The following is a 21,619-nucleotide window of genomic DNA, read 5'->3' on the forward strand; positions in this document are numbered from 1 at the left end:
ACCGGGACACATCGGTGCGCCGGATCGCCCGTCCCGGCAAGGTGATTCGGTGTGAAGTATGGAATGACCGCTGAGCTTGAGGATTACCGGAGGCAGGTCCGTGACTTCGTGGAGCGCAAAGCGCCACCCATTGCGCCCAAGGCCGGAGTCCGTAGCGCCGAGAACGCCGACGAACTCGCGCTCCTCAAGACATGGACGCGGGACCTGTTCGCCGCGGGCCACTACGGCGGTTCGTGGCCGGCCGAGTACGGCGGCGACGGGCCCGGGTACCGGCTCGAACGCGATGTGATCCTCGGTGAGGAGATCGCCCGCCGCCGGGCGCCCGCGCCGGTGCAAGGCGCGGCCAATCTGGTGGCGCACGCGCTCATCGACTTCGGCACCGACGCGCAAAAGTCGGCATACCTGCCCGGCATCCGGTCCGGCGAGCTGATCTTCTGTCAGCTGTTCAGTGAGCCCGGAGCGGGCAGCGACCTGGCATCGTTGCGCACCAAGGCGATCCGGCAGGATGACGGCGGTTTCCGGATCTCCGGGCAGAAGGTGTGGACCACCAACGGGCAGTGGGCCGACTACGGCTATCTGCTGGCACGCACCTGCCCGGAGGCGCCCAAGCACAAGGGCATCAGCGCGTTCATCATCGACATGCGTTCGCCCGGTGTGGATGTGCGGCCGCTGCGGGAGATGACCGGCACCGCCGACTTCAACGAGGTGTTCCTCGACGACGTGCTGGTCTCCGCCGACGCGCTGATCGGCACCGTCGATGACGGATGGCGCATCGCCAATTCCAGCCTCGGTCACGAGCGGGCCGGTGTCGCCTCCAACGCTGTTCGCTTGCAACGCAATATCGAAGCGTTGTACGAGCTTGCCGGGACCGTACGACGCGGAGACCGATTCGCCCTTGATGACGACGCGGTCCGCGATCGGCTCGGTGAGCTCGCCGCGTCGGTGGATGCGTTGTCGGCGTTGGTGTATGCGTCGCTGACGAGGGCCTCGCGCGGTGAACAACGGCCGCACGACGCTCCGATGACCAAACTGATGTTCAGCGAACTCGGTGTCGAGATCGCCGCCTTCGCGCTCGAGCTGTGTGGTGAGGCAGGGGTGGTCACCGGTGGGGCCTGCGCCGTCGACAACGGCCGCTGGCAGGACGAATTCCTCTACGCCCGCGCCTACACGATCGCAGGCGGCAGCTCGGAGATCATGCGCAACATCATTGCCGAACGAGGTCTCGGGCTACCCCGCTAGCCGAGGTTTCACCCCAGAACGGAGAACCCGTGACACTGACCCCCGACGTGATGGCCGGAATCCGGTCCGCGCTGCGCGAGCTGTGGTCCGCGCCCGACGACGCCCGCATGATCGAGCAGGCCGGCCACTGGCACAGCTGGAGCGAGGTGCGTGGGCTCGCCGAACAGATCACCGCCGAACTCGACAGGATAGGAGCCGGCCCCGGCTCCCGGATCGGTGTGGTGCTCAGCAACAGCATGCAGTCGGTGGCCTCGCTGGTGGCGATCCTGGGTACCGGCCGCACCCTCGTCACCCTCAACCCGATGCAGCCCGCAGCCCGCGTCGCCCGCGACCTGCTGGGCAGTGCCCCCGACGTCGCCCTCGCCCCGACCGAGTCCTGGTCTGCCGACGAGTTCCGTTCCGCGGTAGATGAACTCGGCATCCCCGGCTTCTCCTTCGCTCAAGCGGGTGCCGGGCCTCACCGGACCCTTCGAGACGCCTCGCCTAGCGGCTCGGCTCCTCAGGGATCAAGAAGCGTGTCGAGTTCTGGCGCCTCGGCTCCTCGGGGGTCAGGCAGTGTGTCGAGTTCTGGCGGCGTGGGTCCTGGGGGGTCAGGCAGTGTGTCGAGTTCTGGCGGCGTGGGTCCTCGGGGGTCGAGTTGCACGGCGCGACCACACTTCTTGATCCCTGAGGCCGATGCGACGAAGGAGCGAGGGTCACGAAGGGTCCGGCGAGACGAGGCACCTGACAGCACCACCACCGCGGCCTCCGGAACAGCCATCGAGATGTTCACCTCCGGAACCACCGGGGCACCCAAACGCATCCCCCTGACCTGGCGTCAACTCGACTCGACCCTCGCCGCGGTGCACTCTCGCATCGCCCAGCCGGAGCAACGCCCCGCACCCCTGACCGGCCGGGTGGCGCTGGTGACGCTGTCGATGGTGCACATCGGCGGCATGTGGGCCGTGCTGCAAGCACTGTCGGAGGCCCGGCCGTTCGTACTCCTCGAACGGTTCACCGTCGACGGCTGGACGTCGGCGATCGAGGAACATCAGCCACGCATCGCGAGCCTCCCGCCCGCGGCGATGAGGTCGGTGCTGAACGCGGACGTTCCGGCCGAACGACTGCGCAGCCTGCGCGCGGTCACCGCGGGCACCACCTTCGTCAGCCCCGATCTGGCCGACGAATTCATCGGCCGCTACGGCATTCCCGTGCTCATCGTCTACGGTGCCACCGAGTTCTCCGGGGCGGTGGCCGGCTGGACCAAACCGATGCACCACGAGTGGTGGACCCGCAAACGTGGCAGCGTGGGCCGCCCGTTTCCCGGGGTGAGCATGCGGACCGTCGACGACGCGGGCAACATCCTGCCCACCGGCGAAACGGGCCGCCTGGAAGTCCTTTCAGGACAGACGACTTCCGGTGCCGACGGCTGGGTGCGCACCAGCGACCTCGCCCACCTCGACGAGGACGGGTTCCTGTACATCGACGGACGCGCCGACGACGCCATCGTGCGAGGCGGTTTCAAGGTGCAGCCCGAGGTGGTGGCCGACGCACTTCGTGCCCACGAGGCGATTCTCGATGCCACCGTGTACGGCAGGGCCGACGACAGGCTCGGCCAGGTGCCGGTGGCCGTGGTCGAATGGGCGCCCGGCGCCGCACCTGTCGGCGAGGCGGACCTGAAAGAGTGTCTGCGTGCCCGTCTCACCGCCTATGAGATCCCGGTGACCATCCACGGTGTCGACAAGCTGCCGCGCAGTGCGTCGCTGAAGGTCGACCGGCGCAGGCTGCTCGACCTGGTCGCCGATATCGAAGCAGCGCAAGAGAACCAGGAGTAGTCACATGAATGCCGTGATCGTTGAAGCGGTACGTACCCCGGTCGGCCGCAGGAACGGCGTGCTCGCGCAGGTGCATCCGGCCGATCTGTCGGCGACGGTGCTGCGCGGACTGGTCGAGCGCACCGGAATCGACCCCGAGGCCGTCGACGATGTGATCTGGGGCTGCGTGCAGCAGGTGTCCGAGCAGGCCATCGACATCGCCCGCACCGCGGTGCTCGCCGCGGGCTGGCCCGAGACCATTCCCGGTGTCACCGTCGACAGGCAGTGCGGATCATCGCAGCAGGCGGTTAATTTCGCGGTTGCGAGTGTCGCCGCCGGACACTACGACGTGGTGGTCGCCGGTGGGGTGGAGTCGATGACGCGGGTGCCGATGGGCTCGTCGACGACGATCGGGCACAGCCCGTTCCCGCAGTCGTACCGGGACCGCTACGACAACGTGGTTCCCAATCAGGGGGTGGGCGCCGAAATGATCGCCGCCAGGTGGGGGTTGACCCGAACAGACGTGGACGCCTATGCCGCCCGCTCGCACGAACGGGCCGCGGCCGCACAGGACGCCGGTCTGCTGGCCGACCAGATCGTGCCCGTGGCCACCCCGGACGGGCTCGTCGGCACCGACGAGGGTATCCGCCGCGGCACCACCGTCGATACCCTCGTCACGCTCAAGCCGGTGTTCCGTGAGGACGGGGTGATCCATGCCGGCAACGCCTCCCAGATCTCCGACGGCTCGGCGGCGCTGCTGATCATGAGTGAGGAGGCTGCCGGCAGGCACGGCCTGCGCCCGATCGCCCGCGTCCACACCGCCGTCGTGACCGGCGACGACCCGGTGATCATGCTGACCGGCCCCATCCCCGCCACCGCGAAGGCGCTGAAACGATCGGGACTGTCGCTGTCGGATATCGGTGTCTTCGAGGTCAACGAGGCCTTCGCCACCGTGCCGCTGGCGTGGCAGCGGGAGACCGGCGCCGACGACGGGCTGCTCAACCCGAACGGCGGCGCCATCGCCTTCGGCCATCCGCTCGGCGGATCGGGCGCCCGCATCATGACCGACATGATCACGCACATGCGGCGCAACAGGATCCGTTACGGACTGCAGACGATGTGCGAGGGCGGCGGCCAGGCCAACGCCACCATCATCGAACTGCTCGACACTTGAAAGCGACTACTGCCGGTTGAGGTGTGAGGAGCGCAAGCGACGAGCATCGAAACCCGGCGAGACGACAATGTTCGCTCACCGGATTTCGAGGCTCGCAAGCTCGCACCTCAATCATCAGGGTGGTGCTGTCCCGCTCGGCGGGAAGAGACGCCAGATTGTCCGCGCGGACGGGTAATCGTCAAGAGTGAACAGACAACTGTGAGGAGCCGGCATTCATGCATCAGCCGATGAAAGGCGTTCGCGTCCTTGAGGTTGCGCAGTTCACGTTTGTCCCGTCCGCGGGTGCGGTGCTCGCCGACTGGGGTGCCGACGTGATCAAGATCGAACACGCCGAAAAGGGCGACGCGCAACGCGGTCTGGTGCGGGTGCTCGGCTACAGCACCGGCGGGTCGGGGTTCTCGCCGATCATGGAGGGCCCCAACCGCGGAAAGCGCAGTGTCGGGCTGGCGTTGGAGAATCCGGAGTCGCGGGAGGTGTTCGCCGAACTGATCAGACGCAGCGACGTGTTCCTCACCAACTTCCTGCCCGCCGCCCGCCGCAGCCTCGGCTTCACGCTGGAGGAGGTGCGGGCTATCAACCCGGACATCATCTACGTGGTGGGCAGCGGCTTCGGTGCGCAGGGCCCGGACGCCGACAAGGGCGGCTACGATTCGACCGCCTTCTGGGCGCGTGGCGGCAGCGCATTCGGCACGATGCCCGCGGGCTCGGAGAAGGTCAGCTTCATGCCGGCCGGTGCCTACGGTGACAACATCGGCGGACTCACCATCGCCGGCGGTATCGCGGCCGCGCTGTACGGGCGGCAGGTAACCGGTGAGCCGTCCGAGATCGACGTATCGCTGCTGTCGGTGGGGGCATGGGCCACCCAGTTCACCGTCAACATGGCACTGGTCCGGGGCGAGGCGATGCCGCCGCCCGCCGCCGACAAACGTTCGGCGAGCGCCGCCAACCCACTGTCGGGGGCCTACCGCACCGCCGACGGCCGCTGGATCCAGCTGTCGATGCTGCAGGCCGGGCGCTACTGGCCCGAGTTCTGCCAGGCGATCGGCCGCCCCGAACTCGTCGCCGACGAACGGTTCACCGACGACGCCGCGCTCACCACCAACCACGCCGCGGCGATGGACCTCATCGCCGCCGTCGTCGCCGCCGAACCACTGGAGCATTGGCGGGCGGCGTTCAAGGACATCCGCGGCCAGTGGGCCGTGGTGCAGGATTCGTGGGAGATCGGCAACGACGCCGACCTCATCGCCAACGGGCGCATCGCCGACGTCGTCGACGCCGGCGGTGCCACGCGCAAACTCGTCGCCAATCCTGTCAACTTCGACAACACGCCTGTTTCGCTCACCCGGGCACCGGGTTTCGCCGAACACACCGATGACGTGCTGCGCGACCTCGGCTACGACGACGAGCGGCTGATCGAACTGAAGATCGCCGGCGCGATCACTTGAACGGAGCTTGGAAGATGCTGGTCACCATCGATCTCGACAAATGTGCCGGGCATGCCCGCTGCTATGCCGTCGCCGCCGAATACTTCGACATCGACGATGATGGCTATGCCGCCGCCGCGCGGGTTATCGTGCCTGAAGGTGCCGAGAATCTGGCGATCGAGGCCGTCGCGGCCTGCCCGGAACGGGCGATCCAGATCTGCGAGGCATCCGAGGAATCGAAGAGCGCCTGAGGGCGCACAGTGACAAGGAAGTGGTTATGCCGACTCGTGACGCGGTGATTGTCGAGGCCGTTCGTACCCCCATCGGGAAGCGCAACGGATCCCTCGCCGGGGTGCACCCGGTGGATCTTTCCGCGATCGTCCTCAATAAACTCGTACGCCGTACCGGTATCGATCCGGGGACTGTCGATGACGTGGTGTGGGGGTGCGTCACCCAGCTCGGTGACCAGTCGAGCAACGTGGCCCGGTTCGGGGTGCTGGCCGCGGGCTGGCCGCAGTCGGTGCCGGGTGTGACCATCAACCGCGCCTGCGGTTCGGGTCAGCAGGCCATCGAGTCCGCCGCGCACGCGGTGATCGCCGGCGCCTACGACATCGCCGTGGCCGGTGGTGTGGAGACCATGTCGCGGGTGCCGCTCGGCGCCACCCGCGCGTCCGGCTTCCCGTACGGGCAGACCGTGCTCGACCGGTACGGGGTCGAGAAACTCGATCAGGGCATCGGCGCGGAGCTGATCGCCGAGAAGTGGGGCCTGTCGCGGTACGCGCTCGACGAGTACGCCTCCCGCTCGCACGAACTCGCCGCCGCGGCCATCGATTCGGGTGCGTTCGAGTCGCAGATCGTGCCGGTGGAGACCGAGGACGGGCTGTTCTCCGTCGACGAGGGTCTGCGCCGGGGCACCACACCCGAGAAGCTCGCCAAGCTCAAGCCGTCGTTCAAAGAGGACGGTGTCATCCACGCGGGCAACGCCTCGCAAATCTCCGACGGTGCGTCGGCGGTGATGATCACGACCTCGGAGAAGGCGGCCGAACTGGGCCTGACTCCGATCGCGCGCATCGTGGCCGGGTCGGTGGTCGGGGACGACCCGGTCATGATGCTCACCGGCCCCATCCCGGCGACCCAGAAGTTGTTGGCGCGCACCGGGCTCACCATCGACGATATCGGTGCCGTGGAGGTGAACGAGGCGTTCGCGCCGGTGCCGATGGCCTGGCAGATCGAGCTCGGCGCCAAGCCCGAGCGGCTCAATCCGCTCGGCGGTGCGATCGCGCTGGGGCACCCGCTGGGCGCCACCGGCGGATTCCTCACCATCAAGCTGATCAACCACATGCGCGACAAGGGAATCCGTTACGGCCTGCAGGCCATCTGCGAGGGCGGCGGCACCGCCAACGCCACGCTGTACGAACTCATCGAATGATGTGAAAGGGAGTCGCTGTGCCGCACAGCTTTTACGATGCCGATCATGAGGCGTTCCGGGAGGTGGTGCGGGACTTCGTCGCCCGCGACGTGACTCCCCAGCTGGACGAGTGGGAGGAGAACCGGGAAACCGGCCGTGCCGTGTGGAAATCGGCCGGTGCCCTGGGGATCCTGGGTCTGCGTTTTCCGTCGGAGTACGGCGGCGGAGGCGCGAGCGACTACCGGTTCCGGTGCGTCGTGCAGGAGGAGCTGGCGCGCGTCGGAGCGGCGTCGCTCGCATCCGGGTTCTCCATCAACGAGGACATCGTCGGCTCGTACCTGATGGAGCTGGGCACCGACGGCCAGAAACGCGCCTGGCTGCCCGGCATGGCATCGGGTGAGGTGGTGGCTTCGATCGCCATGTCCGAGCCCGCGGCCGGCAGTGATCTGCGCGGCATGAAGACCACCGCCGTCCGCGACGGCGACGAGTGGGTGATCAACGGCGCCAAAACCTTTATCACCAGCGGATTCTCGTCGGATGTGGTGCTGACGGCGGCGCGGACGGGGGACAAGGACGGCCGGCCCCGGTTGTCGCTGATCCTGGTGCCCACCACCACACCGGGTTTCAGCCGGGGCCGCAAACTGCGCAAACTCGGTTTGCACGCTCAGGACACGGCCGAGATCGCGTTCAGTGATGTGCGGGTTCCCGCCGGCAATCTGGTGGGTGAACTCGACCGGGGTTTTCACCATCTGACCGCCCAGCTCCCACTGGAACGGTTGTCGATCGCCTGGCGCGCCCTGTGCGCGGCCGAGGCCGCCCTGGACTGGACGATCAAATACACGAGCGAACGAAAAGCGTTCGGCACCAGGATCATCGACTTCCAGAACACCCGCTTCCGGCTGGCCGAGCTGACCACCGAGGTGGACATCACCCGCACCTTCCTGGAACAGAGCATCCACGCCCTCAACGAAGGCCGCTTCGACGCGACGCTCGGCGCCAAGGCGAAATGGTGGACCACCGAACTGCAGAACCGCGTCGTCGACGCCTGCCTGCAGTTGCACGGCGGCTACGGCTACATGGACGAATACCCCATCTCCCGCGCCTACGCCGACGCCCGCGTCCAGACCATCGTCGGCGGCACCACCGAGATCATGAAGGAGATCATCGGCCGCGACCTCGCCGGCCGGTATGCCGATTGAGGTGGTGACGTCAGGTGTCGAAAGGTCGCCGGACCCTTCGTGACCCTCGCTCCTTCGTCGCTTCGGCCTCAGGGATCAAGATGCGTGGTCGCTTCTTTGTTGCTTTTGGCTTCGGGGGCAAGATGGTTGGCCGGGGCCACCGTCTTGATCCCTGAGGGGGTCGCGCGAGCTTTGCGAGCCGACTCGTCTCGAAGGGTCCGGTGACGCCAGGCTCCCAACGGATCAACGCCGAATGCGGCGCCGGAGTGGACTCCGGCGCCGCATTCGGTGTCATGGTGAGGACGGTCAGGAACCGAGGAGGGAGATCTTCTCGGCGCCGGTGAGTGTGCCGCCGGACACCGTGGACATGATGACCTGGTTGCTGCAGACACCGCGCATGCCGGTGACGGCCTTGCCGTCGCAGGAGAAGGTGATGCCCAGACCCGCGGGCAGGACAACATCTTTCGCGCCGCGGACGGCGGTGATGATGGTGTCGGGGGTGACGTCACCGGTCAGGCCGGCGGTGGCGCGGATGAGGGCCAGCATGCCCTGATAGCCGGTGACGGCGTAACCGCTGGTCTCCGTCTTGGGGGAGTATTTGGCCATCACGGCGCGGTACAGCGTGCTCTCGGCGTCGTCGGATTCGGTGTCGGCGTTGCTGAACACCTTCACCCCTTCGATCCCGGAATTGCCGACGGCCTTGGCCACGTCGGGGGCGACGCAGGTCTGCGGGGTCATGATCTGGGCGTCGGATCCGAGGGTGCCGAGTGCTTTGAGGACCGAGGTGCACACGGTGGATTCGCCGAGCACGATCACGCCCTGCGGCTTGTGCTTGAGGCCGGCACTGACCTGGGGGGTGGAGTCGGGTGAGCCGAACGGGATGGACACGATGTTGAAGTCGATACCGGCCGCCTTGAACGCGGGCTTGGCGATCATCTCCAGCGCGCCGAGGGCGGCGGGGTTCTCCATCGAATAGGCCACGACGGACTTCATCTTCTGCTGGGTGGCGTAGTTCGCCATCGCCAGCGAGGCACTGGCACCGGAGGTCCACACGAACGCCTTGTCGCCGGTCGCGTCCTCCATGCCGCCGGCCACCGAGGTGACGTACGGGATTCCGGCGCGGGTGACGATGGGGGCGATCACGCTGGTCATGCCGGTATTGGTGACCACGACGGCGTTGACCTTCTGCTCCACCATCTGGTTGGCGCAGTTGCGGGCCGAGGTCGGCTCCTCCTGCTGCTTGCAGGAGACCAGTTCGATCGGGCGGCCGGCGATACCGCCGAGGTTCTCGTTCGCATACTTGGTGGCGGCCTCGGCTGCCTCCCTGGTCTCGGGCAGCGACACGGCCTGTCCGTCCTCGGCACTGATCAGGCCGATCTTGACAGGCGCGCCGGAGGCGGCCTTGCCGGGGAAGGACGCGGAGTCGATGGACGAACTGCTGGTGGCCGCGTCGTCGTCGCCGTCGTCACCACAGGCGGCGATGGTGGTACACAGCAGGGCGGCCGCAGTCGCGGCGACAATCCGCGACATACGCCGGCGGCGGATTGTGGTCATGGGGTGGTCCTTTCGGGGGATGCTGGATCGAGCGAAATCTGAAGGGGACGAAATGATTCCGGAACCGATGGAAGTGCCGTACGCGTGCGGCGGTGGGCTCGGCCCGGGATGGCTGGGCCGGGCAGGAATGCTCCTGGTTCTCTAGAGCGCTTCGGCGATCTTGACGGGGTCGTGGTCGTACGAACCTCCGAGGTAGGCCTGTTCGATGAGTTCGGGTGCACCACGCAGCTTTTCGGCGGCATCGTGCAGGACGTTGTCCCCGTGCCGCAGCACCAGCGCAGTGTCGGCGATCTCCAGCACCAGCGCCACATGCTGTTCGACGATGATCACCGCGGTGTCCGAGTCGTCGGCCACCTGCCGCATCACCGGCAGTAGCCGTTCGACGATCACCGGTGCCAGACCCATGCTCAGCTCATCCACCACAAGCACTTTCGGATGCTGGGCCAGTGCCCGGCCGATGGCGAGCATCTGCTGCTCGCCGCCGGACAGGGCACCGGCGTTGACCCGTAACCGTTCCCCGAGACGCGGGAAGTAGTCGAGAACCCTGTCACGTTCGGCGGTCCACCCGCGCCGCGACGGAACCGCCAGGCGCAGATTCTCCTCCACCGTCAGGGTGGTGAACAACTCCCGGTTGTCGGGGACCAGCGCCAGGCCGGCTTTCGCGGTGGCCCGCGCCTGGCCGGATTTGAGCGTGGTCCCGGCCACCTCGACCGACCCGCCGAGGCTCGGCAGCAAGCCGGCCAGGGTGAGCAGTGCGGTGGTCTTGCCCGCGCCGTTCGGACCGAGCAGGGCGAGGATCTCACCGGCGGCGAGGTCGAAGCTCAGATCGCGCACCACCGGGCGCCCATTGGAGTAGCCTGCCGCGAGTTCGCGGCAGGACAGCACGTTGCTCATGCCGGCACTTCCTGTCCACTGTGCGCCGACCCCAGGTAGGCGCGGGTGACGTCGGGATTGTTGCGGACCTCGGCCGGGGTTCCGATCGCGATACGTTTACCGAGGTCGAGGACGACGATGCGGTCGCACACGTCCAGCACCAGGTCCATGTCGTGGTCGACCATGATGATCGTGGTGCCCGCATCCCGGATCGCCTTGAGCCGCAACCCGAGCCAGGCACTTTCGGTGCTGTCCAGGCCGGCGGCCGGTTCGTCGAGGAGCACCACGCGCGGCCTTCCGGCCAGGGCGCGGGCCACCGAGACGAGTTGCCGCTGCCCCTGTGACAGTTCACGGACGGGTCGTTCGGTCACCTTGTCCAGGTGCAGCACCTCGAACAGCTGCGCCATCTGCGCGTCATCGAGTGGGGGATTGCCCGCCCCACGGCCGAGCGACGCCGTGGTGCCCACCATGACGTTCTCCCGCACCGACAGGTCCTCGTACAGGTCGATGCCCTGGAAGGTGCGCCCGAGTCCGGCGCGGCTGCGCTGGTGGGCGTGCCTGCCGTCGAGGGATTCGCCGGCGAGGGCGACACTACCCTCGGCGTCCGCGAATCCGCTGATGGCGTCGATGAAGGTGGTCTTGCCCGCGCCGTTCGGGCCGATGAGACCGATGATCTCGCCTTCGGTCACCTCGAAGCTCACGTCGTCGAGGGCGGTGACACCGCCGTACCGGACACCGATCCCCTTGGCGGCCAGCACGACTTCGCCGGCCGACCGGTCCACCGTGGTGTCCGGGAGTAGTCCGGGAGTTCCCGTGATGTCGTCCGGGGTGAGCGAGGCGTGCAGTCCTTCGTCCTCGGCTGCCGCTCCTGTTTCCTTGGCGCCGAACCGTTCCCGAAGCTGATCGATCCGCTTGAGGATGTCGGCCATGATGCCCTCGGGCTGGGCCACGATGGTGACCACCAGCAAGATGCCCAGCGCGACAGAGTAGTACTCGCCGACGTTGGCGACCCGGTCGAGTACGACGAACATGATGCCGCCCGAACCCATGATGCCGGCGAGCATCGAACCCGACACGCAGGTGATGCCGGCGAGGTAGCAGATGGCGAACACCGCGATACCGCCGACCGCGGTGAACGCCTCGGGTACCGCCATCGTCTGCTGATAGGCCATCAGCGAGCCGCCGATACCGGAGATGAACGCGCCGATCGCGAACGCGGTCAACTTGATACGTGAGACGTTGATGCCGGAGGCGGCCGCCGAACGTTCGTTGGCGCGCACCGCGAGCATCGACGCACCCAGTCGGCTGGTGCGTAGCTTGACCACACCGAGGGCGATGATGACCAGGATTGCCAGGCAGGCGATTCCGAAGGAGATGCGCGGATAGTTCTCGCCCGCACCGATACCCAGGTCGATCCCGAACAACGACGGGTCCTTGATGTGGGCGCCGTCGATACCGCCGTTGTACTCGTTGTTGCGGAACCAGAACGCCTCCAGGAAAACCGCGAGGCCGAGCGTGACCACGGCGACCGGCAATCCGCGGATCCGCAGCGCGGGAAGTCCGACCACCACACCCACCACGGTGGCCACCAGGGCGGCGAGGATCGGGGCGATGGGGAACGGGATACCCATGTCGACGGTGAACCGGCTCAGCATGAACGCGCCGACACCGCCGAGGGTCAACTGTGCCAGCGAGATCTGGCCGGCGAAGCCGGTCACCACCACCTGCGAGAGGGCGACGATGGCGAGTGTGAAGGTCATGATGATCGCGCCGCGGTAGCTGCCGGTGGTCACCAGCATCGCGATGAGGGCGATCAGCGTCCAGACGGTGCCGGTGATCAGCAGGTTCTTGGGTCGCGGTGCCGCGCCGAGAGTGCTCTGCACGAGAGTTCCGCGGGTGGGCAGCGGTTTGCCCCGCATCACGAGGAAGACGAGGATCAGCAGCAGCGGAATGAGTTCGGCCATACCGGATTGCGGCATCCAGTCGAGGGTTGACTGCAGGTGCGTCATCTCCGACTGCAGCATGCCGATCGCCAGGCCCGCCGAGACGGCCGGGCCGATGGCGCTGAAGTTGCCCACCAGCGCCGCGGCGAGCGCGGGGACGATGAACAGGGTGTACGAGACCGGGATGAGCGGCACGATCGGTGCGATCAGGATGCCCGACAGCCCCGCGATCATCGTTGACAGCGCCCAGTTGGCGTACGCGATGCGTTCGGGTGACAGGCCGGTGACCAGTGCTCCCGTCTCGGTTTCGGCGGCGGCGCGGGTGGCCAGACCGAACCGGGTGAGCCGGAACGCGGCAATCAGCGCGACGGTCAGCGCGACGATGATCGCGGCAAACCACAGTCGGTCCTGCGGGATCCGCAGATCGCCGAACTCGACGACGTCCGAGGGCAGGATCGCCTCCACCGATACGGGATTGGTGCCGACGCGGGCGGCCAGCAGCGACTGGACGGCCAGCATCAACGCCACCGATGCGACGGCCTTGGCGGTGGCCGGCGCGTTGCGCAGCAGCCGGAACAGCGCGAAGTACAGGAATGCGCCGAGGGCGGCGGCGATCGCCAGGGCGATCAGCATGGCCGGGAACAATCCGAGGTCGCCGCCGAGGTCGATGGTCTTGGGTAGTCCCGGAATGGGGATGAGCAGTTCGCCCTGGCGCAGGAACGCGAACGTGTAGGCGATGTACAGGGCGATCGCGCCGGTGGCGAAGTTCACCACCCCGGAACTGCGGTAGGTCATGACCAGCGCGAGGGCCAGTGCCGCGTACACGGCACCGTTGCCCAGGCCCAGCAACAAGAACTGGAAGTCTTGTGTCATCGTGAAAAGCCTTTGATCTCGTTCGTGGAACTTGGCGAGGTCGTGGCGGCCCGCGGCGATCACCGCGGGCCGCCGACCGTGACTACTTGGGTGCGACCTTGCCGTCGACGAGCTTGCCGTCCTCCATCACGGCGAGGATGGAACCCTTGCTGCACACCGACTTCAGCATCGGATTGGCGGTGCCGTCGCAGGTGAAGGTCAGGCCACCGCCCGCGGGCAGCACCACGTTCTTGGCCGACCTGATGGCCGTGGCCACCGCCGCGGGCGAGGTGTCGTCGCCGAGTCCGGTGGTGGCGCGGACCAGTCCGAGGACGCCCTGGTAGCCGACGTAGGCATAGCCGGAGGTGTCGGTGCCGGGACGGTACTTGTCGACGACGGCGTGGTACAGGCGTGCTTCCTCATCGTCGCCGGTGGTCTGGGCGGCGCTGAAGATCTTGGTGTCGTTGATGCTGTCACCGACGGCGGAGACCACGTTCGGGGTGGCGCAGGCCTGGATTCCCATCTTCTCGCCCTTGTACCCGATGGTGCCGAGCGCCTTGAGAGTGGAAGTGCAGGAAGTGGTTTCGCCGACGACCAGCACGGCCTCCGGATTGTCCTTGATGCCCGCGCTCACCTGCGGGGTGGCGTCCGGGGTGCCCGGCGGGATGGCGACGATGTTCAGCTTCACGCCCGCGGCCTGGAAATAGGCGTTGCCCATCATCTTCAGGCCGTTGACCGCGGCCGGCACATCGATCGTGAAGGCGGACACGCTCTTGTAGCCTTTGCCCTTCGCGTACGCCGCCATCGACTCCAGGGCCGACGGGAACCCGCCGCTCCACATGAAGGCGTAGGGGTTGGCCAGTTCCTGGGTGCTCTGGCCGGCGGTCGCCACGTACGGGATCTTGGCGCCCGAGATGATCGGCACCATCACGTCACCGAGGCCGGTGGTGGTGATGACCACGGCCGACACCTTCTGCTCCACCATGCGGTTGGCGCAGTCGCGGGCCGACGTGGGTTCCTCGGCCTGCTTGCAGACCACCAGTTCGATCTTGTGGCCGCCCATGCCGCCCAGATTCTCGTTGGCGTACTGGGCGGCGGCCTCGGCGGCTTCGCGGTTCTCGGGGGCCGAGATCGCCGATCCGCCTTCGTTGTTGATCAGGCCGATCTTGATGGTGCTGCCCGTGGCGGCCTTGCCGGGGAAGGCGCCGTCGGGGGCGGAGACGGTGGTGCCGGCGTCGTCGCCGCTGTCGTCGTCACCACACGCGGCGAGCGTGGGCACGGCGAGCAGCACCGATGCCGCCAGCAGGGTTGCGGCACGCAGCGAGGTCGTGCCGCGGGGACGCCGGAGGGTCTTCATAGTGTCTCCTCGAAGGTCGGAGTGGGATCGCTGTGAGCGGCGCGAACGCATACCGGGCGGTGAGATCACTGACTCCGTGATGCGGCACACCGGCATGAGATACACGCGCCCGTAGGCGAATTGTGCAACTAGTACCCGGTGACGGACGCCACATTTACGGTCTGTCCCGCTCATTCGGACAGGGGCCGGACCGCCCGGCAACGCGCACTACGTTGAAAAATCAGCCCGCACCTTTTTGCCCTGTTAGGAGATGACGATGCTCACCACACGGTTCACGGAGCTGTTCGGGGTGTGCCATCCCGTCGTGCAGGGCGGGATGATGTTCGTCGGCCGCGCCGAGGTGGCCGCCGCCGTGTCCAACGCGGGTGGCCTGGGCATCATCACCGCGCTGACCCAGCCCACCCCCGACGATCTGGCCGCCGAGATCGCCCGCTGCCAGGCACTCACCGACCGGCCGTTCGGTGTCAATCTCACCCTCACCCTCTCGATCAACCCGCCGCCCTTCGCCGAGTACCGGCAGGTCATCATCGACTCAGGGGTGCCGATCGTGGAGACCGCCGGATCGGACCCGACCGTGCACATCGAGCACTTCAAAGAACACGGCCTGAAGGTGATCCATAAATGCACGAGCGTCGCGCACGCGCTCAAGGCGGAGCGGATCGGTGCCGACGCGGTGAGCATCGACGGTTTCGAATGTGCCGGGCATCCGGGTGAGGACGACATCCCCGGGCTGATCCTGATCCCGGCGACCGCCGATCAGCTGACTATCCCGTTCGTGGCGTCGGGTGGTTTCGCCGACGGCCGCGGTCTGGCGGCGGCGCTATCGCTGGGCGCCGACGGCATCAACATGGGTACCCGGTTCATGTGTACCAAGGAGAGCCCGGTGCACCAGGACATCAAACAGATCATCGTCGGCGCCTCCGAGAAGGACACCCGGCTGATCATGCGGCAACTGCGCAACAGCATGCGGGTCGCCAAGAACACCGTCAGCAACGAGGTCATCGAGATCCTCGCCGCCGGTGGACGATTCAAGGACATCAAGGACCTGGTGGCCGGGGTGCGCGGGCGGCGGGTGTTCGCCGAGGGTGATCCGGAGCTCGGGGTGTGGACGGTCGGGCTGTCCCAGGGCCTGATCCACGACATCCCCTCGGCGGGTGAGCTGGTGCGGCGCATCGTCGCCGACGCCGAATCCGTGATCGCCGATCTCGGCAGGCGGGTCACCGTGACACCGGTCAACGACGTGCCCGTCGCGGCGGTGAACGGGGCCGCACGGTGACCGCAGCCGAGACCGAGCAGGGCGGGGACGCACCGGCATTGCTCGCCGAACTCGACGGACAGGTTCTCGTTCTCACCCTGAACCGGCCGGACCAGCGCAACGCGATCAACCGGGCGATGCGCAAAGAACTCAAACGGCAACTGTGGCGGGCCGATTCCGACGACGATATCCGCGCCGTGGTCATCACCGGTGCCGGGCCGTCGTTCTCCTCGGGTGTCGACCTGCCCGAGGCGCTGTCCGGTCCGTCGCCACGCACCGAGGGCCCGACCCCGACGCAGGTGCTGCGCGCCTGCTCCAAGCCGGTGATCGCGGCCGTGAACGGGGCCTGCTACACAGGCGGATTCGAACTGGCGGTCAACTGCTCGTTCATCATCGCTTCCGAGAAGGCCGTGTTCGCCGACACACACGCCCAGATCGGTCTGCTCAACGGCTGGGGCGGCAGTGCGCTGCTGCCCCGGACGGTGGGCCTGGCCGCGGCCATCCAGATCATCCTCAGCGGCGAACCCTTCGACGCGGCAACCGCTTTGCGTCTTGGCCTGGCGAACGAGGTGGTGCCGCACGAGCAGCACCTGGAGCGTACGATGACGATCGCGCGCACCATCGCCGGCGGGCACCCCGGCGCCGTGCAACGGATGCTGCGTCTGCTCAAAGAGGGGGCCGGCGCGTCGGTCACCCACGCTCTGGCCCTGGAAGAGGAAGCGCGCGTGGCGTTCCGCACCAGCAGCACCGATATCGGTGCGCGGTACGGCAACCGGCGCAAGGCGAGCGCCGAGTCGTAGCGCTGCGGGAACTACGGGAGAACACTGCTTGTGAGTATCGAAAGCCCGGCCGCCACCACCGTGCCGGCCGAATGCCCCGCCGACACCGTTGTGCCCGCGCAAGGAGGGGCCGATTGGCGTGAGCGGCTCACCGCGCTGCTGGCCGACTACCGGGCCCGGCCCCGGCCCGTCACGTCGAAGGACCGGTGGCAGGCCGCCCTCGATTGGCAGTCCGAACTCGTCGACGCAGGTCTGGCCGCACCCTCCTGGCCGCGGTCGGTGGGCGGGATGGAACTGCCGCTGGCCGACCAACTCGACTACTACCGGATGATGACCGCGGCCGGGGTGCCGCGGCATCCGTTCACGATGTCGTTCATCGTCGCCCCGACCCTGATCGTGCACGGCACCGACGCCCAGCGGCACCGTTTCCTCGAACCGCTCCTGCGCGGTAAAGAGGGCTGGTGCCAAGGGTTCTCCGAGCCCGGAGCCGGTAGTGACATCGCCTCGCTGAGCACCCGCGCCGTCCGGGACGGAGACGTGTACCGGGTGACCGGCCAGAAGATCTGGACGACGCTGGCGCACAAGGCCGACTGGATCTTCGCGCTGGTGCGGACCGGCCCCGCCGGGCGGTCCACCTCGGGCATCACCTACCTGCTCATCGACATGCGCACCCCGGGTATCGAGGTGCGGCCACTGCGCGACATCGCCGGCGGACATCACTTCGCCGAGGTCTTCTTCGACGACGTCGAGGTGCCGGTCGCCAACCGGGTCGGCGAGGAAGGAGAAGGCTGGGCCATCATGCGCACCTCGCTCGGGCATGAGCGGGCCACCGCGGCGCTGGCCGACGAGTTCAAATACCGCAAGACCGTCGACCAGGTGTTCGCGCAGGCCGACAAGCAGGGCTACCGCGACGATCCACACGTCCTGCAGGAACTCGCCCGGCTGGAAACCGATGTGCGCACGATCGTCTCCAACAGCGCACGCGCGCTGGACGCCGCTCTGCGGCAAGAGGATCCGATGGGAGTATCGTCGATCAACCGGCTCGTCAAGTCGGAGTTCGAACAGCGTCTGCAACGTCTGGCACTGCGGCTCGGCGGTTCCGGTGCCATGCTGGGCAGCCGATCCGAGGGCGCCGTCGACGGCGGCCGCTGGACCTACGGGTACCTGATGTCACGCGCGGCCACCATCGGGGCGGGCACCGCCGAGATCCAGCGCAACACTATCGCCGAATCGGTGCTGGGGTTGCCGTCGCACCGGGGTGAGGGCCGCCGCAAACCGCTGGTACCCCCGGGGACCCCGCTGACCGCGCCGTCCGACGACGAGGCAGCGGTTCGCGAGGCCGTCGCCGCGATCGTGTCCGCTCACGTCGACCCGCACCGGATCATCGCCGGCGAAGCGGTGTCCGCTGAGCTCTGGAATAGTCTGGTGGACTTCGGTCTTCCCGGTCTGTGCGCCGACGAAGCCGTCGGTGGGGGCGGGGCGCGGCTGCGGCTCCTGTGTGCCGCGATCGAGCAGGCCGCGTTCGGTCTGGCCCCCGGCGGACTGATCGATGCCGCCACCGCACTCGCCCTGGTGCCCGCCGGCGATCATGCGCGGCGGATCGTCGGCGGCGCGAAGGTCGCGGTGGTCGTGGGGCTCGATGACACGGGCTGGGTCCTCGACTCCCGAGCCCCCACGCTGTCCGATGGCGTTCTCACCGGGACCGTCGAACGGGTCCGCGGTGCAGGTGACGCCGAACTCTTCGTGGTGATCACCGGTGCCGCTTCGGTAGTCGTGCTCGACGCGGACCGGGCGACGGTGACCGCGCAGGAGGCCCTCGACCTGACCGGCACCTCCGGCACCGTCTCGTTCGATGCGGTGCCTGCCACCGCCATTCCCGCCGATATCGCGGCAGCGCAACGACTGTGGCGTCTACTGCTCGCGACGGATGCTGTCGGGGTCGCGAGCCGGGCGCTGGCGCTGGCTGTCGACTGGGCCGGGCAGCGCGAGCAGTTCGGCCGGCAGATCGGTTCGTTCCAGGCCGTCTCGCACCGCTGCGCCGACATGCTGGTCGATGCCGAAAGCGCCCGCAACCAGGTGCTCTCGGCCGCCGACACCTTCGATGATCTGTCCGTGGATCTGGCCGCCGCCCAAGCAGTCTCGGCCGCGGTCCGCAACGCCGAGGCCTGCATCCAGGTGCACGGCGGCATCGGCTTCACCTGGGAGCACCCCGCGCACCTGCTGCTGCGCCGGGCGTTGACCGACGAGGCATCCTGCGCCCGGACCGAACACCTTCGCGACACCGCAGCCGCCCGCATCTTCGACCGGCTCGGCTGAAGCTCGTTGGGAGCCGCATCTCGCCGGACCCTTCGAGACGCGTCGGCTCGCAAGCTCGCGCGACGCCCTCAGGGATCAAGAAGGCCGGTCGATGTTCGCTTGCGACCAAACATCTTGGTCTCTGAGGCCGATGCGACGAGGGACGGGGGTACCTCTCTTGGTGCCTGAGGCCGATGCGACGAGGGACGGGGGTACCCGTCTTGATCCCTGAGGCCGATGCGACGAAGGATAGGGGTACCCATCTTGATCCCTGAGGCCGATGCGACGAAGGAGCGAGGGTCACGAAGGGTCCGGCGACCCTTCGTGCCTGACGCCACCACTTCGACTCAGACGTCCCATTCGAGGTAGATCGAACCGACCGGGCCGAGCTGCCCGCCCTTCTCGGTGGGATGCGATTCGAGGGAGAGCCGGTAGTTCGGGATGTACTTGTGCCACTCCTCCAGCGCGATGCGCAGTTCGCGGCGGGCCAGGTGCGATCCGAGGCAGCGGTGCGGGCCGGCACCGAACGCGATGTGGTTGTTGGGATGGCGGTCCAGATGGACTTCCTTGGCGTCCTCGTACTGGCGGTCGTCACGGGTGGCCGCGTTCAGAGGCAGGCACACCATCGACCCCTTCGGGATGGGGCAGCCGGCGATCTCGGTGTCCTCCAGGGTTTTCCGTGACGGGATGACGATGGCGAACACCCGCAGGATCTCCTCGATCGCCGACGGGATCAGCTCCGGATCGTCGACGATGGCCTGCCGGTCCTCCTGGTGGGTGGCCAGGTACAGGAAGGTGTTTGCCAGGGTGGCGGTGACGGTGTCGAGTCCGGCCATGAACATCAGGATGCAGAAGGATTCGAGGTCCTCCTGGGTGGCCGGCTGCCCGTTGATCTCGAACGAGATGGCCTTACTGATCAGGTCATCGCGCGGATCGGCGCGACGCTCGTCGATAAGCACCCGGAAGTACTCGGTGAGTTCGGCCGAGGCAGCGGCCCGGCGCCGTGCCGCCTCCTCGGGGCTCGCCGAGATGTGCAGGATCTCGTCCTCCCAGTGCAGGAACTTGTCGAGATCCTCGAACGGCATCCCCATCAGTTCCAGGAAGATGAACGACGGATACTGCAGCGCGAAATCCTGCAGGAAGTCGCACTTGCCCTTGGCCGCGATCGACTGGATCAGCTCGACGGCGCGGTGACGCACCTTCTCCTCGAGCCGTTCGACGTTCTTCGGGGAGAACAGCGGGTTGAGGTTCTTGCGCCACTGCTTGTGTTCGTCGCCGTCGAGCATCTGCGGGATCCACCGCGTGGTCGGATTCGGGTTGAACACGGTGACAGCGGAATTGGAGAACACCTTGGCGTTCTGATAGGCGGCGAGGATCTCTTCGTAGCGGGTGACGATGAAGTGCTCGGCGAACGAGTTCTTGACGATCGGCGCCTCGTCGCGGATGGCGTCGTAGAACGCCATCTTCTCGCCGTACGGCTTCTCCAGGTAGTGGTTGAACTCGTGGACGGGGCACGTGCCCGCCGGTGCGGCGCCGGTGTCGGTGGTCGGCCCGGTGTCTGTGGTCGGCTCGGTGGTGCTCATCTGGCTACCTCCTGGGGTTGTGGTCGGTCTGGTGTGGGCTGGGTGGACGTGGTGTGTCAGCCGGCTGCCGCGGCGACGTCGAGATTCATCGGTCCGAGACGCGCCGCGGCGAGCAGTGCACTGACGTCGGCACCGAGATCGTGTGCGGCGGTGCGGGCCGCGTCGAGATCCTTGGTCAGGTAGCGCGAGATCCGGGCGCTGTAGACGGCCGGGTCCTCCCCGGATGCGGCGATGTAACTCGCGGCCGCGCTGCCCCCGCTCGAATCGGCGAGCACGTCGAGCAGAACCCGATCGTCGATACCGAGTTGCCGTGCGGAATCGAGCGCCGACAGCGTGATCTGCGTACACGCCGCGAACAGTGCGTTGTTGAGCAGTTTCGCCGACAGTGCCGTGCCGAGGCCGCCGGTGCGATGGATGGTCGAGGCATAGGCCGCGACGGCGCGGGCCACCTCGTCGGTGGGACCTTCATCACCGCCGAGCAGCACCGTGAGCCGGCCGGCCCGGATGGCGGCGGGCGTGCCGCTGAACGGGGCCTCGACGATGGACACCCGCCGCGTGGCGCCGAGACGTTCGAGCTGGGCGATCGTGTGTGGGCTGCCGGTGGTGTGGGAGGCGAACACCGTTCCCGGTGCCATGTTCTCGATGATCTTCGGCGCCACTTCGAGGAGTTGGGAGTCGTCGAAGAGGCAGACGAGCACGAGCGGTGCCCGTGCCACGTCGGTGAGCCGATCCGGGGTGTCGGCGCCGAGCGCGGCCAACTGTTCACGGACCTCGGGCCTGCGGGCGTACACGGACACCGGATGCCCGGCGGCCAGCAACCGCCCGATCATCGGTTCGCCGATCTTGCCCGCACCGACGAAACCGACCTGCTGCCTGCTGCTCATGTTTGTGTGGCCTTCCTTGCGGCTCGCG

At 67.5% G+C, this 21,619-nt stretch carries 16 protein-coding genes; 10 read left to right on the forward strand and 6 right to left on the reverse strand.

Annotated features, from left to right (window positions below; translation table 11 throughout):
• Positions 1-51: 51 nt before the first annotated feature.
• The 7 genes from GOAMR_RS06900 to GOAMR_RS06930 all read left to right on the forward strand — a co-directional run bounded on the left by GOAMR_RS06900 (position 52) and on the right by GOAMR_RS06930 (position 8,237).
• Complete coding sequence (locus GOAMR_RS06900; RefSeq protein ID WP_040514599.1) at positions 52-1,239, forward strand: acyl-CoA dehydrogenase family protein; 1,188 nt, start codon at positions 52-54, stop codon at positions 1,237-1,239.
• 29 nt (positions 1,240-1,268) lie between these two features.
• Positions 1,269-3,053: a class I adenylate-forming enzyme family protein gene (locus GOAMR_RS06905; RefSeq protein ID WP_005184644.1), complete on the forward strand. Its 1,785-nt coding sequence runs from the start codon at positions 1,269-1,271 to the stop codon at positions 3,051-3,053.
• 4 nt (positions 3,054-3,057) lie between these two features.
• Positions 3,058-4,206, forward strand: a complete 1,149-nt coding sequence (locus GOAMR_RS06910) for a thiolase family protein (protein WP_005184647.1) — start codon at positions 3,058-3,060, stop codon at positions 4,204-4,206.
• Between the two features lie 215 nt (positions 4,207-4,421).
• The gene (locus GOAMR_RS06915) at positions 4,422-5,651 is read left to right on the forward strand and encodes a CaiB/BaiF CoA transferase family protein (RefSeq protein ID WP_005184649.1); all 1,230 of its coding nucleotides are present in this window, start codon (positions 4,422-4,424) and stop codon (positions 5,649-5,651) included.
• A 14-nt stretch (positions 5,652-5,665) separates the two neighbouring features.
• Positions 5,666-5,881 carry a ferredoxin gene (locus GOAMR_RS06920; RefSeq protein WP_005184652.1) on the forward strand — a complete coding sequence of 72 codons (216 nt, stop codon included), beginning with the start codon at positions 5,666-5,668 and terminating at the stop codon, positions 5,879-5,881.
• A gap of 26 nt (positions 5,882-5,907) precedes the next feature.
• Positions 5,908-7,059, forward strand: a complete 1,152-nt coding sequence (locus tag GOAMR_RS06925) for a thiolase family protein (protein WP_005184654.1) — start codon at positions 5,908-5,910, stop codon at positions 7,057-7,059.
• A 17-nt stretch (positions 7,060-7,076) separates the two neighbouring features.
• The gene (locus tag GOAMR_RS06930; protein WP_005184655.1) at positions 7,077-8,237 is read left to right on the forward strand and encodes an acyl-CoA dehydrogenase family protein; all 1,161 of its coding nucleotides are present in this window, start codon (positions 7,077-7,079) and stop codon (positions 8,235-8,237) included.
• A 285-nt stretch (positions 8,238-8,522) separates the two neighbouring features.
• Here GOAMR_RS06930 and GOAMR_RS06935 read toward each other — a convergent pair whose 3' ends face one another.
• The 4 genes from GOAMR_RS06935 to GOAMR_RS06950 all read right to left on the reverse strand — a co-directional run bounded on the left by GOAMR_RS06935 (position 8,523) and on the right by GOAMR_RS06950 (position 14,795).
• The gene (locus tag GOAMR_RS06935) at positions 8,523-9,770 is read right to left on the reverse strand and encodes an ABC transporter substrate-binding protein (RefSeq protein ID WP_005184657.1); all 1,248 of its coding nucleotides are present in this window, start codon (positions 9,768-9,770) and stop codon (positions 8,523-8,525) included.
• Between the two features lie 141 nt (positions 9,771-9,911).
• Complete coding sequence (locus GOAMR_RS06940; RefSeq protein ID WP_005184659.1) at positions 9,912-10,664, reverse strand: ABC transporter ATP-binding protein; 753 nt, start codon at positions 10,662-10,664, stop codon at positions 9,912-9,914.
• Entirely contained in the window at positions 10,661-13,459 is a 2,799-nt protein-coding gene (locus GOAMR_RS06945) for a branched-chain amino acid ABC transporter permease/ATP-binding protein (RefSeq protein ID WP_040514614.1), read from the reverse strand. The genes GOAMR_RS06940 and GOAMR_RS06945 overlap by 4 nt, the downstream gene beginning before the upstream one ends.
• Positions 13,460-13,541: 82 nt before the next feature.
• Positions 13,542-14,795: an ABC transporter substrate-binding protein gene (locus tag GOAMR_RS06950; protein ID WP_005184663.1), complete on the reverse strand. Its 1,254-nt coding sequence runs from the start codon at positions 14,793-14,795 to the stop codon at positions 13,542-13,544.
• Positions 14,796-15,051: 256 nt separating this feature from the next.
• On the opposite strand from GOAMR_RS06950, the gene GOAMR_RS06955 reads away from it, so the two are divergent.
• The 3 genes from GOAMR_RS06955 (at position 15,052) to GOAMR_RS06965 (ending at position 19,145) form a co-directional block, all read left to right on the forward strand.
• Entirely contained in the window at positions 15,052-16,071 is a 1,020-nt protein-coding gene (locus GOAMR_RS06955) for an NAD(P)H-dependent flavin oxidoreductase (RefSeq protein WP_005184665.1), read from the forward strand.
• Positions 16,068-16,850 carry an enoyl-CoA hydratase-related protein gene (locus tag GOAMR_RS06960; protein WP_005184667.1) on the forward strand — a complete coding sequence of 261 codons (783 nt, stop codon included), beginning with the start codon at positions 16,068-16,070 and terminating at the stop codon, positions 16,848-16,850. The genes GOAMR_RS06955 and GOAMR_RS06960 overlap by 4 nt, the downstream gene beginning before the upstream one ends.
• A gap of 90 nt (positions 16,851-16,940) precedes the next feature.
• Positions 16,941-19,145 carry an acyl-CoA dehydrogenase family protein gene (locus tag GOAMR_RS06965; RefSeq protein WP_040514616.1) on the forward strand — a complete coding sequence of 735 codons (2,205 nt, stop codon included), beginning with the start codon at positions 16,941-16,943 and terminating at the stop codon, positions 19,143-19,145.
• A gap of 326 nt (positions 19,146-19,471) precedes the next feature.
• On the opposite strand, the gene GOAMR_RS06970 is transcribed toward GOAMR_RS06965, so the two are convergent.
• Positions 19,472-20,707 (reverse strand): cytochrome P450, encoded by a 1,236-nt coding sequence (locus GOAMR_RS06970; protein WP_005184671.1) that lies wholly within the window; start codon positions 20,705-20,707, stop codon positions 19,472-19,474.
• A 56-nt stretch (positions 20,708-20,763) separates the two neighbouring features.
• The gene (locus GOAMR_RS06975; RefSeq protein WP_005184673.1) at positions 20,764-21,591 is read right to left on the reverse strand and encodes an NAD(P)-dependent oxidoreductase; all 828 of its coding nucleotides are present in this window, start codon (positions 21,589-21,591) and stop codon (positions 20,764-20,766) included.
• Positions 21,592-21,619: the final 28 nt, after the last annotated feature.

Origin of the sequence: Gordonia amarae NBRC 15530, assembly GCF_000241345.1 — a bacterium.
Taxonomy (GTDB): domain Bacteria; phylum Actinomycetota; class Actinomycetes; order Mycobacteriales; family Mycobacteriaceae; genus Gordonia; species Gordonia amarae.